This window comes from Helicobacter bilis (assembly GCF_001999985.1).
Lineage (GTDB): Bacteria > Campylobacterota > Campylobacteria > Campylobacterales > Helicobacteraceae > Helicobacter_A > Helicobacter_A rappini.
In genome coordinates this window covers 691,440-709,300 of record NZ_CP019645.1, presented here as the reverse complement: position 1 = coordinate 709,300, position 17,861 = coordinate 691,440, and the positions used below count along the sequence as shown (strand labels likewise).

The following is a 17,861-nucleotide window of genomic DNA, read 5'->3' as shown; positions in this document are numbered from 1 at the left end:
GAGAGAAAATGCAAATCACACAAGAAAATCTCTTTTCCTATATGCAAGCTTGGCTTAGAGAATGCGATATGAAGATTCTGGGCTATCACAATGACACTAAGGCACAAAAGACTAAAAAATGCTTTTGTGACTCCTTGCATTTGCTAGAGTTTTTAGACACATTTTCTTATGATTTAGTATATAACTCAAAAGAGTTTTTCCTAGCAGTCGCAAAGCAATCGCAGAGAGATTTGGGCGTCAATCAATGTGAGTTTGAAACACTTTTGCAAGATTCTATCTCTAGGCTTGAGAATCTTAGAATCTTAAGAGAAGCACGCATAAATTTCAAAACACAATATCGCATTCGTTGGCACACTGCCAACCCACTTATACTCGAGCCGCAATATGCACAAGCTACCCTAAATCTTGCAGAGATTTTACAAATCGCAAAAGAAGTGGTGCTAAAGCACTATACCAAATACAATGGCAGGCTAAGTATTGGGGGCGATATTTTGGAATATTATGTATTTTATAATGGCACTCGCTATGAGTTTGACACACAGGGCAATCTCAAGGACAACCCACAAGCTCAATTCGCACAAGGCGTAATATCTGTAACGCTAAGTGTTTAGTCTATGGCGACAAAATCAAGGGGAAAATATGGCAGATAAAGATAAGACAAAAGATTATCATCGTAAGCAAGATTTTATGAATCCGTATGATGAATATAATAGCGAAGTAACACATCGTTTTGATATAGCCACAAAGCAGTGGCTAACAAATGGGGACTTCTACCAAAACAAGGTGGCTGAATGCTTGATGAAAGCGGATATACAATGCGATGATACGCTTATAGCAGAGATTGAAAGCTCATTATATTTTCGCTTCATTAGTTGGGAGTATATGTATGAAGAGATTGATGAGTATATTGAGATTTTAAAGGCAGATAAGACACACAAACAAACGCCGCAAATGTGATACAATACGCAACTATATTTAGTAAGGAAGTGTAATGACAGATGAAAATTTAGGGCTACTTTTAGAGAGATTTAGGGAATTTACTATCGATATTGAAGCACGAAAAAAGCGAGGGCAAAATGACTTTAATCCCTTGCTTTATTTTTTTTTTTTTTGATTATAATACGCACACACATATTACATTTTAAGGAGCGACAATGGCAAATGATTTCAAAGTAGAAGGTTTCAGTCTAGAGGACTTATTGGCAAATAAAAAGATGTCTTATCAAATCCCATCATATCAACGACCTTATGCGTGGGATAAAGATCAAATTAGCGATTTAATTGAAGATTTGACAGAATCTTATTGCAATGGCAAGGAAGGACAATATTTTTGTGGTTCATTAGTGATTGCAAAAGGTGCAAATAGTGAGCGGTATGATATTATAGATGGGCAGCAGAGACTCACTACTTTTACTATTTTAGCCTGTGTGATTAGGGATTTTTACATAGATAACTTGGGAGCTGAAAATAAAGATCGCATACAAGATAGCATATATGATAAATATGATAAAGACAAACATAAGCTAAAATTTTTAACAGATGAGAGATATCAAACCACCTTTGAAAGTAGTGTGTTAAGAGAAAATGTCTTGCAAGAGAGATTGAAAGAAGTCAAAAAGCCACAAGATATAAAGGATAATAGATATTTACAAAATGCGTATTATCTAAAAGAAAGGCTTAAAGAAGCAATTAGCGAAAATAATATTGATATAAATGATTTTGTATCGTGGCTTTATACAAAAGTTATTTTAACAAGGATTGAATGCCCTGATGAAGAAAGTGCGATTAGAATCTTTAATGTTTTAAATGATAGGGGAATACCACTTAGCCCTGTAGATATTTTAAAATCTTCTCTTATGCAGTCATTAGATAAAGAGCGTAGAGAAGCTTTTAAAACAACTTGGCAAGAGATTATGTCAAATTTGAAAACAATGGGATTTTCTATGTATGACACATTAAATGCTTATTTTTACTATGCGATAGCAGACAATCCTAAAGGAAGACTTGATAAAGAGCTTAAAACTTATTTTGAAAAAACTAAGCAAGATTCAATTGCTATTATTGAAGAAATAAGAAAGTTTGCACACCACTATATTGAGATGATTAACGCTAAAGATAAATATATCTATTGCTTAAGGTATCTGCCTAATCAAATCTATTGGCGAAGCATTTTGTGTGCTGCAAAAATGGTGGATTATAAAGAATACAATAAGCTAAAAGAATTGCTTATGGCTTACTATTACCAAAACCTTATAGGTATGGCAACGGCTAATAGATTTAAGCAGGTTTCATTTAATATCCTTAAAGCAGTCAAAGATAATAAATCAATAGATGAGATAAAAAACATTATGCGTGAAAATCTCAAAAAATATGGCACAACAAAAGATTATAAAGAATGGCTAGATGATGCAGATGTTTATGATTTGAAGTGGGTAAAACCAACATTACTTTTGCTTGAATACTTTTCTAAAGATGATGAAATTGGGTTTATAGAAATGGACAATAAGCTTCATACAGAGCATATCCTACCAAGAACTCCCAACGACGATTGGAAAAAAATCTTTAGCGATGAAGAAAGGGATAGCTGGACAAATGCCATAGCTAATCTAACATTATTAAAATTTAAAAAGAACATTCAAGCCCAAAATAAAAGCTATGAAGAAAAACGAAAAATCTATCTCAACGATGATGTCAGCACAAGCTTTAATATCACACAAGATATTTTTAAACATAAAAAGTGGAATGCGGAAGCGTTAGAAATGCGAGAGAATGAGATTAAAACTAAGATAGCAAAACATATTGATATTTTTTAAAATCTCATTAGATTCTAACACTTATATAAACAATGCGATTAAGATAGCTTTAGCTTAATCGCATTTTGCAATCCCTATCTAGCATTTTCTTGTTACATTCTTTAAATCCCACAACGATTCCAAAAAATTTCACTTTTTGTCATAACGCTGTCAAAGCTCTGTGGTATAACTTCACTCAACAAAGCGATACTTCACTTTGAAATACACACAAGGAGCGATTATGGCAACACAAGCACAAAGAGACAATAAAGTCCTAAGCAAATTTAAAGCAAGAAGGCGAAGAGCTTTAAAAAAAGCAGAAGGCACACTTATAGATTCTAACAAAGAAGCCCTGCAAAAGCTCTTACCTTTTAAGCCCATAGCCAACGATAAAGACTATGAGAAAAAGTTTTTTGCCGCACATCTTATGAATCTTTTCCCGCACACACTGGATTTTGATGACTGCTTCAAGCTCTTTAGAAAAAATTTTAATGCAAATTTAGCTGATTTTAGTGATGAAGCTATGGTAGCAGAGTTTATCACGCCCTATCTTTTAACGCATTTTCATATATTAAAGCCCAAGCCCTTTGTGCGTAAGAATCTAGCCCTTTTACAAGAGTGCTTTGGGCTAAGTGAGCTTGAGACAAATATCTTATATGTCATCGGCTTGTTTGATAAGATGAGTAGATACTATGGTGATAAGCTTGATTATTTTGAGTTTTGTTTGCTTTTAGCGAGTGTGTTGCAGACTAGTCCCACAAAGATTCAAAAGCTGCTTATGGCGGATATGCCGCTTAGAAAGTTTGACTTTATTGATGATAGGCGTAGAAGTGGTGAGTTTGAATTAGAAAGCTTTACTGAAAGACTTATGCAAGAGCCCTTTAGCAAACAAGAGATGATGAAAAAAATTGCTAGAATCTACCCTAAAAGCACACTTGAAAAAGAGGATTTTAGCTATATGAAAGAAAAGCTAGATGTGCTTTTAGATTATTGTAAAAACGCGAAAAATCCTAGCATTTTTCTCTATGGCAGGGCAGGTGTGGGTAAGAATGAAATCGCAGCTCTTATAGCAAAAGAGTTAAACAAGGAATTATGTGTTGTGAGTAACCCAAACTCCATGTTTAGATTTTATATGTTGTATTCAATGTGGGCGATAAGCACTTTTTGCTGATTTAGTTTCCTAGAATTAACACACAAAAGATGTTAAAGCACAGAAATTAGGCTTTACATTTACAAATCTCTGTCAAACAACAGCCACGCCACAAAATAAGAACCACAAAAATTTCATTAAGCTTTTAATAACACAAAGATTCTATAATTCTCTCGAACTTTATAAACAAATAATATAAATCTAACATAACCATAAGGAAATAATCTCATGCAGACAAAGACAGGCAATCCAAAGATTTATATAGAAACATTGGGCTGTGCGATGAATGTGCGTGATAGTGAGCATATTATTGCAGAGTTGCAAGATAAAGAGGGGTATAGCTTGACTGCGAATATACAAGAAGCAGATCTTATACTCATTAATACTTGCTCTGTTAGAGAAAAGCCAGAACAAAAGCTATTTAGTGAAATAGGGCAATTTGCAAAGCATAAAAAAGATGGGGCAAAGATTGGCGTGTGTGGCTGCACGGCAAGTGCTATGGGACATGAGATTATCAAAAAATCGCCACATGTAGATTTTGTCTTAGGGGCTAGAAATATCTCTAAAATCACAAGCATTATACACAAGCCAAAAGCAGTAGAGATTGATACAAGCTATGATGATAGCACTTATGTATTTTCAGATTCTAAGCAGAGTGGATTTAAAGCATTGCTAAATATATCCATTGGTTGTGATAAAAAATGTGCGTATTGTATCGTGCCTTTTACGCGTGGTAAAGAGATCTCTATCCCTTTTGATTTGCTTTATAAAGAAGCAGACAAGCTAGTTAAAAATGGTGTCAAAGAGATTCTATTATTAGGGCAGAATGTAAATAATTATGGTGTAAGATTTAGCACACCGCATGAAAAGATTGATTTCACTACGCTTTTAAGAGAATTAAGCAAGATAGATGGCTTAGAGCGTATCCGCTTTACAAGTCCGCATCCTTTGCATATGAATGATTCTTTTTTAGACGAGTTTGCCTCTAATCCAAAGATTTGTAAAAGCATACATATCCCCCTGCAAAGCGGCTCAAATAAGATTCTAAAATCAATGAAGCGAGGCTATACGCAGGAATGGTATCTAGACCGCATTGCATACTTAAAAAAGCAAAGTCCAAATGTAGGCATTAGCACGGATATTATCGTGGGCTTTCCGGGTGAAAATGATGATGATTTTAAAGAGACAATGAGCGTTTTAGAATCTGTGCGTTTTGATACAATGTATAGCTTTATTTACTCGCCGCGTCCAAATACTCTGTCGCATTCATGGGGAGATAAGGATAGTGTGCCAAAGGAAGTAGCAAAAGAGAGATTAGCGATACTGCAGCAAAGACACAGAGAGATTTTGCAGGAAAATAGCCAAAAAGAGCTAGGAAAGATTCATAAAGTGCTAATAGATTCTAATAAAAAATCACTGAGTGAGACTTTTAGTGAGGGCAGAAGCGATACAAATAGATTGATTAGAATTGAGAATGAATTCATCGATATGGGTGCTATTGTGGATATAGAGATTACAAAAGTTGTAGGTAGCACGCTTTTTGGTAAAAGCATAGAAAAGTGAGTATTTGAATGTCTTTTTTTGATAGATTCCTTACGCGAGAGCGACAGCAGAAGCTAAAACGCAGATACATACATAAAGTTATGCTATTTATCTCAAAAACTATCAATATAACATGCCCTAAAAGATTTCATATTACTGATTATGTCAAGGATAATAATTTCATTGCGTGCTTATGGCATGGCAATTTCTTAATGATGCCCTATCTTTACGCAAAGGCTAGAGAGATTCCAAATATGTGTTTAATCACTGCCGCACATAATGATGGGGCAATGGTGGAGCAGTATTTTGAGCAGTTTGGATTAGAATCTATCCGTGGTAGCACAGGCACACATAAAGGTGGCACAAAGGCTTTGATACAAGCAGTTAGAGCTTTAAAAGAAGGCAAAGATGTAGCCGTTACCCCAGATGGTCCAAAAGGTCCATATAAAAGCATTGCAAATGGGATCTTACTCATGGCTATGAGAAGTGGCGTTGGAATCTGTGGTTGTAAAGTAAAGCCTAGTGCATATTGGGAGCTAAAGACATGGGATAAATTCTGCATTCCAAAGCCTTTTAGCCGCATTGACTATTATATACATAAGCCTTTATTTTTACCACAAGATATGGAGATTGATGAAGCAAAAAAGATATTGCAAGAATATATGAATGAGGTAGATGCTCTATGATAATGCAAGTTTTCAAATTGTTTTGCAGTGTAGCAATAAGATTCTATAAAAAATCCTATGACCACACTGATGTGTGCTAGTGTAATTGCTAAAAACTCACATTGTTTTTGAGCTATAAGTAAAAAATTTAAAGCAGAAACCTGGTGCTACCCATAAATTTCAATAGACCCAGAGACTCCTCGTCTCTAGGGTTTATTTACATAGAGTATCTAAGCAAGGAATGAAGCCTAGAATCTTTGAGTGATTATGTTATTAGAATTTAAGCTTTGTGAAAGCTAAACCAGAGTTTGCATTACCAAAACCATTGCTTACAAAACCACCACCAACAGACCATACAAGGTTGCCACTGCTTAAAATGTTGTAGTTGATGATAGCAGAGAATTCTTTGTAATCGCCACCAGCATAAAGCACATCAAAATCAAGTGTTTCACCAAGTTTTAATCCTGTAAATACATACCATGTATCCACACCAGCATTTAGATAGCCACGATTTGCAAGTCCAGTGCCATTATATCCATTCATAGGATAGAGATATTGTCCATAGAATCTTGTCCTATCAACAAGTGTTGTGCCATTCAAGCTAAGATTACCAATGCTTAAATAACCACCACCAAGCTTAATCATATCAACAAAAAGCAACTCTTCATCAACTTGCCACATGAAGCCATTTGCACCACTAGCAAAGAAATGCGACCATAAACCACGAAGTGTCGTAGTAGATTTTACCGCACCCAAATCAAAATCAAAGATAGCACGCGCTCCAGCCTGCAATACATCGTGATTGCCTACTTTTGACCAGTATTGTGCGTAAGGGCTAAGGCTTACATGCTCACCAAATTTGAAATCCAAACCAAGTGCGAATAACTCATTGTTGAATCCAAAGTTATTCCAGCTTGATGGATATTTACCAAAACCAGAAATATCCATACCATAGCGTCCATCAGCACCAGATTTTAGACTAGCGCTTGCATTGTATCCATCGCGTAACCAGTCATTAACCCATGTTCCCCAGATTCCAAAATATTGAGATTGATACGCAAGGGCAAAACCTTGATTATGTCCGCCAATCCACTCTGCTGTCGCTAGAATCTTACTTGCACTATATCGACCGAGTGCAAAATCTAGCCCAGAGCCTTGATAACCCACATAAAGATCAGAGAGATCCACATAAGGACTTGCAAAAAGCTTACCGCCGTGACCAACAAATGCGTTATTTGTAAAATTGCCACCAGCACCAATTGTAAGTGGTGCATAACCTGCCATAGCACCAAGACCGAGCTTAAATCCGCTGAAGTTAAAATCTACGCCCACCTGTCCTACAACGCCAACATATCCTGTAAGGCTTTGACCAGCTAATGTATTTGCATCGCCAAAGCCAAAGTTACCCATAACGCCCACTTTACCAAAAGGTGTTACCTCAACTGCTTGAGCTGCACTTACCAAAAGTCCTGCTAAAACAACCGAACCCATTATTTTTTTTGTCATCTTTTATCCTTTATTAACAATTTGTGCTTATCCGCATAGTTATGCAACAAAAACACTGACGAGTATATCGACTATTTTTTATTAACTTTAGCATTATCTTGTTATTAAGCATAATTAGGGACAGATTGCATGCTTAGATTCTAGAATTCGTTATATAATAGCACTTTATAAACTCACTTTATAGGTGTTATTTTGCGTAACCTTTTCATATCATTCATTTTTGTATTCTGCAATCTCTTAAATGCAACACAGACAAATCTCAATGAAAAAGAGCTTATATATGCGTGTTTAGATAGTGATAAAGAGGCTTGTTTAAGGCTTATTGATGAAGAGCTGCCAAGCATAGATGAATGTAATGAAGAGAGAAGTTGTATTTTAATCGCACATATTTATATGAATGCTAACTTGCATGAATACGCAATCCCTTATCTAAAAAAGTCTTGCTATGCTAATGTGATTGAAGCGTGTTTTGAGAGTGCATTGAATTATGAGATATTAGAAAACTACACACAAGCATATAATACATATAAACAAAGTTGCGATAAAGGTTTTATGCCAAGTTGCTATAATCTTGCCATGCTTTATGTGAATGGCTTAGGTGTGAAAGCGGATATAAAAAAGGCAAATAGAATCTTTTTTGAAGCGTGTGCTAATGATGAAGAGCAGTCTTGCTATAACCTTGCAATTTCATATAAAGAAGGCATAGGACTAAAGGCTGATAGACTGAAAGCAAAAGAGTTTTTTAAAAAAGCATGTGATTTGGGCATGGAGCTTGGCTGCAAGGAATACAAAATCATTAATGCGGCTGATTTTTCAATAACAATAAAAGATCATTTAAAGCAGCAGGAATAAGATTCTATTATTTAACGATAAGTCGTTGCAAAAGGATAGCTATTTACTTCTTTTATACGCTTTTTAAGCCTTAGAATCTTTAAGTATATTTCTAGCTCTTTTATTGTGGCATTCTCTAAAATCCGCATATTTCCTGCATGTATGAGAGTGGAATAATGATTTTTCTTATCCCAAAACTCTTTTTTTGTTTCTTCTGTGGCAAACATATCAAATACAGATAGAATCCTGCCCATTTCCATATCTCTCATAAGCAAGGCTTGTAAAATTGCATTACTTTCAATGCCATATTCAAGCACTTGTAAATCTTTAAAATAGGGTAGAGATATGAAGTTTAAAAAACCATTCTCCCCTTTTACACGCAAGATTCTAAGAAAATGGGCGGTTATCTCATGCTTTCGTATCGCACTATCAAATGAGACTAAAAACTGCAAGGTTGAATACAGCATATCGCCCCTTGTGCTTTCTAGCCCTTGCAATAAAATATTAATCGCCCTTGTATGAAGTCCTGCCATCATCAAATTGCTATATGCCATTAAAAAATCATTTTCATTCTTCGTTATTAAGGCTTGACATAAAAACGCCTCGCCAAGCAAAGCATAAGAAGATTCAAGCGCCCCACCTTCAATCATAAGTAGCCTTTGCATAGAGGCTTTTTTATCGCGATAATAATCAAATCCGCTAAAATCGCGCACTCTCTCACACCTATCGCACTGCTTACTAAAATACAGCTGCATGGCAAGTAGTAGCGATGGTGTATTCTTATATCTCACAGATTCTATAAGCAAGTCTTGTGTGAGTTTTGATATATCCATATCCGTGCGATTTATCTCAAGCAAAGCATTGTAATATTCATAAAATGTTTTTGGATAGCTTAGCTTTATAGAATCTTTTTCTTTTTGTGTTAAAGCACATTTTAGTGTGCCTTTTTTGACATTTTTAGGTGTGATTTGCATGCTTGTAAGTGTGTTTATTTCTTGCAACAAGGCTTGTTTTTGTGCTATTTTAGAATCTTGTGTTGAAATATTATTGGCAAAAAGATAAGTGCTAAGATAATAAAAACACAAAAGCAATAACGATATATTCCGCATGATTTTCTTTCAAAATGAATTACTTTCATTATAGCAAAAAGTTTAGAGATTCTGTGGTTAAAAAACATTCGTCAATAACTAAAAAAGGACAAATATAGCACAACATATTTTATACTCCAAATGTGATAACACATTGGCAAATATTCGCAATTCCTTCTGGAAACAACTTTTAGAATCTAAACATAATAGTCTAAACTACCAAATGCGATAAAGTCGTCCATGTTGCATACGCGAGTTTAGCTCAATAGATTCTCTTCTTGCATCACATGCTGCAAGCATGCCTAATTCACATGCCAACTCTTGGTAATGTTCATAGTCTTGCTTACTAAGAGATTTAGAATCCATATAAGCACAAGCGATGGCAAACTCTTTATCACATGCCCTTTTGCGATATTCTAAGATATGTTCGCGTTGTTTTTCAAAAGAATCGTTATTTTCATACACAAGTGAAAGCAAAAAGCACTCAAAAACCCCGCCTTTATCGCATTGTGTTTGTATGTGTTTTAGAATCTTATCAGCTTCTTGTGTTTGATTATCGCTGAGATAATGCTGTCGCATATACATACAGCTTAACTCATCATTAAAATAACAACCATGCCGCATATAAGAAAGCGTTTTTTTAGGATCTCGTGAGACACCACGCGCATCTTTACTTGCAACGATTAGCATACCACAGCTTAGTCCAACACCCGCGTTACATTCCTTATTAAATTGTGCGAGTATTGTTTCGCACACCTTGTTGTCTTCGAGATAGTAGCACTTGCCAAGCAGATTTACCTTTTGTGCTTTTTGTGTGTCATTAAGTATCTGGGCTTGCACTCTAGTCCATTTTAAATCAGGGTTTTGCACGAAAGAATTTTGAGACTTTTCTGCTACATTTGCCGTATTTGTCGCACAACCAACAAGAAATAAGCACACACATATTAATCGAAGCATAATTTTCCTTTAGTTGAATAGATTCTAAAACTATCTTCGCCCTCTTGCATCAAGTCCTTTTTTTACAGATCGTTCAAACTCCATAGCAAGTTCTGGGTGTTTTTCTTCAAATCTTTTCTGTGTTTCAATGATAATATCTTTTTGTGCGTTTTTGTGAAGAGATAGGGCAATGAGAATGTTTTTAATTTGTAGTTTGCTTAGTTCCAATTTATCATATTCACTAAAAAGCTTATCTAGCACTTCTTGTAAATCTTCTAGTGAGCTAGAGCTAGAATCTAGCACCATCATAACACTCTCAACACTAAATCCACCTGTTAAATCAATGTCAAACTCTCTTTCTTTTGGCTTATTCGATAGCACAAACTTAAAAAGTGCGAAGATAAACAGCACAACAACAACGACAAAGCTTCCAACAATAACAATCACATTTGTTTCCATATAAATCCCTTTGGCAAGTAACCCTTTGTAAGAATTAAAGTCTGTATTCTAACATATTTTTTTACTGAATTCCAAAGTTAATTATTTTTTATTTGCTAGAATTGCTTATTTTTTGTGTCATTAAAATTAAAAGGATAATGGAATGAAACATTTTAAAGCTAAATGTGATTATGAGAAACTTGCAAAAGAGTATGGCACACCACTCTACATTTACGATATAGAATCTTTGCAACAACAATATCTTAAAATAAAAGATTCCTTTGGTGGTTTTAAATCGCTTGTGTGTTATGCCCTCAAAGCAAACTCTAATTTAAGCATTCTAAATACTCTTGCAAAGCTTGGTAGTGGGGCTGATTGTGTGAGTTTAAATGAAGTAAAACGCGCTATTTTAGCTGGTATCCCGCCATATAAGATTATCTTTAGCGGTGTAGGAAAAGAGGATTATGAGATAGAAGAGGCAATAAAGCTTGGGATATTATTCATAAATGTAGAATCTAAAATGGAGCTTTATCGCATTGAAGCCATTACAAAGAAACTCTATGGTGATAGTATTGCAAATAAATCATCACATACAACAGAGACTAGCCAAGCAGATTCCCTGCCTTTAACTACGCCAGAATCTATGCAATATCAAACGCGAATCTCTATCCGTGTAAATCCCGATGTCGATGCAAAAACACACCCCTATATCTCAACAGGTTTGCATGAAAACAAGTTTGGCTTAGATATAGAGAGTGCAAAAGAGTTGTATATATACGCCCATAAAAGCGAGTTTTTAAATCCTATCGGCATACATTATCATATCGGCTCACAGATTCTAGATAAAGCCCCGCTTTTAGAATCCACGCAAAAGATTCTAGACCTTGCAAAGAGCCTTAAAGCCTTGCAGATTCCATTGAAATTCTTTGATATTGGCGGTGGCTTTGGCATATCTTACAACAATGAAGAAAGTTTTGTGATACAAGACTATATCCATGAGATTATAAGAAAGATTGATGCACTAGATTTTACCGCCATCTGTGAGCCCGGACGCTTTATTATGGGGAATAGTGGGGCATTGCTTACACGCGTTATAGGTGAGAAGCAAACCGCAAATAAGAGGTTTGTCATTGTGGATTGTGCGATGAATGACCTACTTCGTCCTAGCTTGTATCATGCCTATCATCATATTAGCCATATTACGCAGAAAGAGACAGATTCCACGCAGATATGCGATGTTGTTGGGGCGATTTGTGAAAGTGGGGATTATGTAGGAAAAGATATTAAATTGCCACATTGTGAAAGCGGGGATTTACTACTTATTGAGAGTGCTGGGGCGTATGGATATAGCATGTCAAGTAATTATAACTCTCGTATGCGACCCGCTGAAATCGCAATATATAATGGAGAGTCCTATCTCATAAAAGAAAGAGAAAATTTTGATTTAAGTGTGCAAAATGAGCTTTCATGTTTAGAGAAATTACCAAGTTTTGATTCTAAAACAAATTAGAATATATAGAATCTAAAAAGATATTTTGCACTCACGCATTCAATATGACAAAATTTTAGATTCTCATCTCACTATAATTTCAACTTTCTTTTAATTCTTGTCATACAACCCATTTAGTCGGTATGTGTTAAATCTAGCTTGTTGTGGTGTGGCATAAAAGCTATTTCACAAAATTGCAATTTAGCGTATAATCTATAAAAAGTATAAGATACGCTAACAACATATAGCAGACTATGAAACTTGTTTTGTAAAATTGATATTTTATAATATTTTTCTTATGTAAGAAAATCATAATTATGGGGATAACTAAACATGCTGCTAAAAGAATTACACTTATATCACCAAAGCACCATATTTTTATAGAGAAATGCTTAACGCCAAATATAAATTTTAAAACCACACTGACTATAAATGCAAATGGATATGAGAATATAATAGCAGATGTTATCATTAGCCAAAAACAAATAAAGCAATCCAGGATAAATTTACCCCATTTAAATTCTTCTTTCATCACAACCTTTCATTTTTGCAAGTATTCTCAAATATTATGCCCTTAATTTATCAACAATACAACATACCAACTTCTTAAACAAAATGATATAGAGCCAAATAAATGGCAATAAGAATAAGAGAAGCGATAAATCCATTTTAAGCAACAATACGCTAACAAGAAATAACAAAGGAAAAATATAATACAACCAATATTTTTTAAAAAACAATATAAAATCATTGATATTTTGATTGTGATGAATGCACCACACTTCAAAATCAATTGGAATCTTAAAAATACATAGAAAATAACAATAAGGTGTAATAGCTAAAAGAGATGCCATAAAAATACTTTCAAAAAAGCTAGGTTGATACGCCATTGATAAGGATAAAATAAACACTAACACACAAAAGCCAAGCCACCCCGCATATAAGATTCTAAAAAATGTTCCCACAGCTAAAACTCCAAAAAAGCAGTAAATATTAAAGACTGACATTATAATATAGTTCGTTCTCTGCATCCCGCACTATTCGAGTTAATATGCGGAAAAAAATACAAACTTTTTTCACAATAATCATTCCATTCATAATATTGCATATATAATTCAAATCATAATTTTATAAACCCTGCAAAATATGATTTGCAAGATTCACGCAAAATGAGAGAGAATATGCCACTAAAGTTTCACATTTTTTCACTACAAAGTAAAGAATATAGTGGAGCAGGACTCATGCAATATAAAGGTAAAACAATCTTTTGCAATGAGAATAAAGAAGCAAAGATTCCGCCAGAGATTCCATTAAAAGAGGTTATAAAATACTATTATCGCTATCCAAAAAATGCAAAACCAAAGCATAAGATTCCTTTCATAGATTCTAATTTCAAGATAAGAAAAGACACGCCACATATCGCATGGCTTGGACACTCTTCTCTATTTTTTACACATAATAATATAGCGATTTTAGTCGATCCGCTCTTTAGCATGTATGCCTCACCATTTGCATGTATCAATCGTGCGTTTTCGCAGACTAAATGCTACAAAAACGATGACTTTCCACATGCACTGCTTGTCATCATCACGCATTCACATTTTGATCATTTGGATAAATCAAGCATTCTTTCACTTGACGCACAAACAATGTATTTTATTTGTCCCCTAGAAGTTGGCATATATTTGCGTAAATGGGGCATTAAAGGGAGTAAAATCATTGAGCTTGATTGGTGGCAGGGAGTAAGCTTTGAGAATGTTTTAGATTCTAGTCCTAATGGGTGGGTGCAGGGCGTAGGGGTGCGAAATTTATGGATTTCAGAATCTAAAAATTTTAAAAATGTGAAAAATGATACAATAGCTGCAGAATCTAGCAGCAAGGATTCTAAAAATAAACATGCCCTTACACAGAAAAAGAGTGAGATTTTAAAAATCACTGCCACACCCGCACAGCACAATTCAGCACGGCTTGGCGATTTCAACAAAACCTTATGGGCTAGTTTTGTATTAGAGTTTTCACCAAACACGCCGCAGTATAAAAAGGTGTTTTTAAGTGGCGATGGTGGCTACTACACACATTTTAAACGCATTGGAGATATGTTTCAGGGTTTTGATTTGGCATGTTTGGAGAGTGGGCAGTTTAATCATGCGTGGCGATATTCACACTCTTTTCCATTTGAGATTCTGCAAGAGGCAAAGGACTTGCAAACAAGCATGGTTTTGCCGATACATTGGGCTAGATTTGTCGCTGGTAGTCATGAATGGAATGAAGTAATAAGATTTCTTTATGAGAATCTACATAAACTAAATATCCCTTGTGTTGCACCAAAGATAGGGGAACTCTATCCTATTGGCACGACTTATGATAACCAAATGTGGTGGGAGTGATAAGGATTTATTGTGTTTGCTAAACAGCTTGATACCTAGCCTTGATTACTCCATGAGAGAAGCTGTCAGTGCTTAAAAAATGAAGTCAATATTTTATGCTATAATCTCACTCTTATTTTATTCTTTGGAGTTTATTTATGTTTAATTCGACATCACTTAGTCGCATATTCTTTAACAGAATCTTTTTGTATCTTGTGCTAACCAACACAGCTATATTTATGATAACCAACACTATAACTATGGGGGGGGGGGGTATAGAACCCAATTTTAAAAAACTTATTCTTCTAACTCTTCAGTGTCTTGTTATTAACTTTAGCATTTTCTACATTCCTTTTTATATTTGTAGCCTTATATATAAGAAATGCCTATCAGGCATTTCTATAATCTTTTTTGTGCTTACTTTCATTATAGGCATTGTTGATGTATTTCTTTTAGGGAATTTTCAAACTCCGCTAAATAAGATTATGTTTCAAGTATTTTTAAGCACAAATCCAAATGAAGCAAGTGAGTTTTTACAATCATATTTGAGTAAAAATATCATTATATCCCTTGTGATTTTTACTCTATGGAGTATGCTATTTATAGTTAAGATTCCAAAAAGTTTTCTCATTAAACTTGGTTTTAAATCCGCACAATCCCATAACGACACAGAATCTATCAAAGACGATAGGGTAGAAAAAATATCTTGCTACTTATTTATTATTTCTCTCACTCTATTTGCATTTTTGTATGGTAGATATTGGTATGGTGAGAAATATCCACAAAAGCAGTTTTTTACTGATAGGAATTCACTTTTTAGATTCGAGCAAGTGTTCTACTATGGCATAAAAGAGCAAAATGCATTTTTAAAACAATATAAAGAGTTAAGTCATGAGTTAAATGAGTTTAAAACAGAAAAGCCGGGCTATATGATAAGAAATGAAAGCAGTGTGCCAAAAGTGGTTTTAATTATTGGTGAATCTACACAGAGAAACTATATGGGAATCTATGGTTATCCCCTGCAAACTACACCGCTTTTACAAGAGTTACAAAAAAGCGGAAATCTCGTGGTATTTAGCGATGTGATAGCCCCACACGCACACACAAATGAATCTTTACAAAAAGTTCTCACTTTCAGTAATTATGAAAATGGGCAAACCCCATGGTTTAAGCAGCAAAATCTCATCAATATTATGCGATTTGCTGGATATAAAAGCATTTGGCTAAGTAATCAAGAGGCATTTTCTGTGTGGGGCAATGCACCGGAGGCAATATCGAGACATGCCGACATTACAAGATTCTCGCGTATTGTAGAAAGCTTTGATTCCGGAGCAGATTATGATAGCGTATTGCTACCTATGCTTGATAAAGCCTTAAGTGAGTATAATAATGCTGATAAAAGCTTTTATATCTTGCATCTTATGGGGACACATGGTGGATATGCCCAAAGATTCCCTAAAAACTTTGCTAAATTTAGTGAAAAAGATTTGATTGATAAGAATCTTAATACTTTTTCATTTGCAGATTCAGCTATACCTTTAAATTCAAGGCAGATGAATACAAAGATCGCATACATTAATGCTATTTATTACAACGATTATGTGGTAAGCAATATTATGCAAAGATTTAGTGATGAAGATTGTATTGTAATCTATCTAAGCGATCATGGTGATGAGATGTATGACTTTAGGGATCTTGCTGGACATGCAGAGACCATAGGGTCTCGCTTTATGATAGAAGTCCCTTTTATGATTTATATGAGTGATACTTTTAAACAAAAGCATAAAGACATAGCACAAAAGATACAAAACGCACAGAATCTTCCCTTTATGACCGATGATTTTATCCATGCATTTCTTGATCTCTTAGATATTGAAACCAAAGACACTATAACACAAAGAAGCCTTTTTCATAAAGACTATAATGCTAAAAGACAAAGAATTTTTTCTGGCAAAGATTATGACAGAGAGCTAAAAACACAAAAACTTAGTGCTAAGGTGCCAGAAAAGCTATGGCTACATAGAGTTGATGAGATAGCAAAACTAAAAGATTTCTGGGGAAAATATGCTGGCTATGAAATCGATGTGCATTTTTTAACAAACAATCCCAAAAAACCAACACCATATTTTGATGTAGGACACGATGGACTAGCACATAGCATAGGGCTTGATTTAGCAGAGATGTTTTCGGCTACAAAGACATTATGGATAGATAGTCTTAAAAACCCCAATGATACCGACCAAGTTTTTACGACAAAGTTTTGGATTGATTTTAAGAATCTAGATGATTCTAATAAATTATTATCTTTAAGAGAACTAGAGAGACTATGTGAAACATATAAGATTCCAAAGGAAAATTTAGTGATTGAAAGTCCTAATTATGAAGCTTTGAAGGTTTTTAAAGATGAGGGATTTTTTACAAGTTACTATTTTCCATATTATGATATGAAAAAATTAGAGAAAGATAGAGAAAAACTACATAATGAATTAAAAGAAATTATTGCAACAAATAATATTAATGCGGTGAGTTTTGCTTATGAATATTATGACTTTGTAAAATCACTCAATTTAAAATATGATATTAACGGGGGGGGGGGGTAGATATGCCTCTACTCACTTGGAATGTAGGCGGGAGCGACAAAAATTGGGTTAATAACATAGCAGTGGAGGCTTTCGGTGATACCCAAACAAAGATTATTCTTGTAAGCGAACAGGGCAATTATCGCTAATTTTGCGTATCGACATGAGTGGATATCCAACTCTTACATAAATTATTTTTTGCTAAGATCTAGGCTAAACTTACAGGATTTGAGATTTTATACATTAACTTAGATGATTGGGAATCTCTAAGATATATTCCTAAATTTTAGCTAGATTTAGTTTGAGGCTATATATGCAAAAATAGACTCTAGAGAAACAAAAACTACACCATCATTGCTATAAGTATTAAAACTCACATTTGCATTTATGCTATAATGTAGCTTTGTAGTTCTAGATTCTAACACTACAAAACAGAATCTCTATATACACAAATAAAAATATTCCAACCTCACACACAA

At 34.5% G+C, this 17,861-nt stretch carries 16 protein-coding genes; 12 read left to right on the top strand and 4 right to left on the bottom strand.

Annotated elements, in window-relative coordinates; translation table 11 throughout:
• Positions 1–8 precede the first annotated feature (8 nt).
• From XJ32_RS03350 to XJ32_RS03320, 7 genes are all read left to right on the top strand, one after another.
• Positions 9–611, top strand: a complete 603-nt coding sequence (locus XJ32_RS03350; protein WP_077388353.1) for a hypothetical protein — start codon at positions 9–11, stop codon at positions 609–611.
• 28 nt (positions 612–639) lie between these two features.
• Complete coding sequence (locus XJ32_RS03345; RefSeq protein ID WP_174566009.1) at positions 640–957, top strand: hypothetical protein; 318 nt, start codon at positions 640–642, stop codon at positions 955–957.
• 34 nt (positions 958–991) lie between these two features.
• Positions 992–1,114 (top strand): hypothetical protein, encoded by a 123-nt coding sequence (locus XJ32_RS13165; RefSeq protein ID WP_302475947.1) that lies wholly within the window; start codon positions 992–994, stop codon positions 1,112–1,114.
• A gap of 40 nt (positions 1,115–1,154) precedes the next feature.
• Positions 1,155–2,813 (top strand): DUF262 domain-containing protein, encoded by a 1,659-nt coding sequence (locus tag XJ32_RS03335; protein WP_077388352.1) that lies wholly within the window; start codon positions 1,155–1,157, stop codon positions 2,811–2,813.
• Between the two features lie 220 nt (positions 2,814–3,033).
• Complete coding sequence (locus XJ32_RS03330) at positions 3,034–3,963, top strand: hypothetical protein (protein ID WP_254422460.1); 930 nt, start codon at positions 3,034–3,036, stop codon at positions 3,961–3,963.
• A gap of 207 nt (positions 3,964–4,170) precedes the next feature.
• Positions 4,171–5,505 (top strand): tRNA (N6-isopentenyl adenosine(37)-C2)-methylthiotransferase MiaB, encoded by a 1,335-nt coding sequence (gene miaB, locus XJ32_RS03325; RefSeq protein WP_077388351.1) that lies wholly within the window; start codon positions 4,171–4,173, stop codon positions 5,503–5,505.
• 8 nt (positions 5,506–5,513) lie between these two features.
• Complete coding sequence (locus XJ32_RS03320; protein ID WP_077388350.1) at positions 5,514–6,170, top strand: lysophospholipid acyltransferase family protein; 657 nt, start codon at positions 5,514–5,516, stop codon at positions 6,168–6,170.
• Between the two features lie 252 nt (positions 6,171–6,422).
• On the opposite strand, the gene XJ32_RS03315 is transcribed toward XJ32_RS03320, so the two are convergent.
• On the bottom strand, positions 6,423–7,655 hold the full coding sequence (locus XJ32_RS03315) for a hypothetical protein (RefSeq protein ID WP_077388349.1): 1,233 nt from the start codon (positions 7,653–7,655) through the stop codon (positions 6,423–6,425).
• A 192-nt stretch (positions 7,656–7,847) separates the two neighbouring features.
• On the opposite strand from XJ32_RS03315, the gene XJ32_RS03310 reads away from it, so the two are divergent.
• On the top strand, positions 7,848–8,507 hold the full coding sequence (locus XJ32_RS03310; protein WP_077388348.1) for a tetratricopeptide repeat protein: 660 nt from the start codon (positions 7,848–7,850) through the stop codon (positions 8,505–8,507).
• Positions 8,508–8,518: 11 nt separating this feature from the next.
• On the opposite strand, the gene XJ32_RS03305 is transcribed toward XJ32_RS03310, so the two are convergent.
• The 3 genes from XJ32_RS03305 to XJ32_RS12675 all read right to left on the bottom strand — a co-directional run bounded on the left by XJ32_RS03305 (position 8,519) and on the right by XJ32_RS12675 (position 10,969).
• Positions 8,519–9,595, bottom strand: a complete 1,077-nt coding sequence (locus tag XJ32_RS03305; RefSeq protein WP_254422459.1) for a hypothetical protein — start codon at positions 9,593–9,595, stop codon at positions 8,519–8,521.
• 195 nt (positions 9,596–9,790) lie between these two features.
• The gene (locus XJ32_RS03300) at positions 9,791–10,531 is read right to left on the bottom strand and encodes a sel1 repeat family protein (protein ID WP_077388347.1); all 741 of its coding nucleotides are present in this window, start codon (positions 10,529–10,531) and stop codon (positions 9,791–9,793) included.
• Positions 10,532–10,561: 30 nt separating this feature from the next.
• Entirely contained in the window at positions 10,562–10,969 is a 408-nt protein-coding gene (locus tag XJ32_RS12675) for a hypothetical protein (RefSeq protein ID WP_020995383.1), read from the bottom strand.
• 142 nt (positions 10,970–11,111) lie between these two features.
• Between XJ32_RS12675 and lysA the strand changes: the two genes are divergently transcribed.
• The 4 genes from lysA to XJ32_RS13160 all read left to right on the top strand — a co-directional run bounded on the left by lysA (position 11,112) and on the right by XJ32_RS13160 (position 17,531).
• Positions 11,112–12,458 (top strand): diaminopimelate decarboxylase, encoded by a 1,347-nt coding sequence (gene lysA, locus XJ32_RS03290; RefSeq protein WP_077388346.1) that lies wholly within the window; start codon positions 11,112–11,114, stop codon positions 12,456–12,458.
• Positions 12,459–13,618: 1,160 nt separating this feature from the next.
• A complete protein-coding gene (locus XJ32_RS03275) occupies positions 13,619–14,824 on the top strand; it encodes an MBL fold metallo-hydrolase (RefSeq protein ID WP_077388343.1) in 1,206 nt (401 codons plus the stop codon).
• A gap of 137 nt (positions 14,825–14,961) precedes the next feature.
• The gene (locus XJ32_RS03270; RefSeq protein WP_254422458.1) at positions 14,962–17,403 is read left to right on the top strand and encodes a phosphoethanolamine transferase; all 2,442 of its coding nucleotides are present in this window, start codon (positions 14,962–14,964) and stop codon (positions 17,401–17,403) included.
• A 2-nt stretch (positions 17,404–17,405) separates the two neighbouring features.
• Entirely contained in the window at positions 17,406–17,531 is a 126-nt protein-coding gene (locus XJ32_RS13160; RefSeq protein ID WP_267892784.1) for a hypothetical protein, read from the top strand.
• The last annotated feature ends 330 nt before the right edge of the window (positions 17,532–17,861 follow it).

Bases quoted from the DNA above. Each gene is read 5' to 3' on its own strand.
- XJ32_RS13165 (WP_302475947.1), top strand. From the start codon at position 992: ATGACAGATGAAAATTTAGGGCTACTTTTAGAGAGATTTAGGGAATTT.
- XJ32_RS12675 (WP_020995383.1), bottom strand. From the start codon at position 10,969: ATGGAAACAAATGTGATTGTTATTGTTGGAAGCTTTGTCGTTGTTGTT.
- lysA (WP_077388346.1), top strand. From the start codon at position 11,112: ATGAAACATTTTAAAGCTAAATGTGATTATGAGAAACTTGCAAAAGAG.
- XJ32_RS03320 (WP_077388350.1), top strand. From the start codon at position 5,514: ATGTCTTTTTTTGATAGATTCCTTACGCGAGAGCGACAGCAGAAGCTA.
- XJ32_RS03315 (WP_077388349.1), bottom strand. From the start codon at position 7,655: ATGACAAAAAAAATAATGGGTTCGGTTGTTTTAGCAGGACTTTTGGTA.
- XJ32_RS03350 (WP_077388353.1), top strand. From the start codon at position 9: ATGCAAATCACACAAGAAAATCTCTTTTCCTATATGCAAGCTTGGCTT.
- miaB (WP_077388351.1), top strand. From the start codon at position 4,171: ATGCAGACAAAGACAGGCAATCCAAAGATTTATATAGAAACATTGGGC.
- XJ32_RS03330 (WP_254422460.1), top strand. From the start codon at position 3,034: ATGGCAACACAAGCACAAAGAGACAATAAAGTCCTAAGCAAATTTAAA.
- XJ32_RS03345 (WP_174566009.1), top strand. From the start codon at position 640: ATGGCAGATAAAGATAAGACAAAAGATTATCATCGTAAGCAAGATTTT.
- XJ32_RS03335 (WP_077388352.1), top strand. From the start codon at position 1,155: ATGGCAAATGATTTCAAAGTAGAAGGTTTCAGTCTAGAGGACTTATTG.
- XJ32_RS03275 (WP_077388343.1), top strand. From the start codon at position 13,619: ATGCCACTAAAGTTTCACATTTTTTCACTACAAAGTAAAGAATATAGT.
- XJ32_RS03300 (WP_077388347.1), bottom strand. From the start codon at position 10,531: ATGCTTCGATTAATATGTGTGTGCTTATTTCTTGTTGGTTGTGCGACA.
- XJ32_RS03270 (WP_254422458.1), top strand. From the start codon at position 14,962: ATGTTTAATTCGACATCACTTAGTCGCATATTCTTTAACAGAATCTTT.
- XJ32_RS03305 (WP_254422459.1), bottom strand. From the start codon at position 9,595: ATGCGGAATATATCGTTATTGCTTTTGTGTTTTTATTATCTTAGCACT.
- XJ32_RS13160 (WP_267892784.1), top strand. From the start codon at position 17,406: ATGCCTCTACTCACTTGGAATGTAGGCGGGAGCGACAAAAATTGGGTT.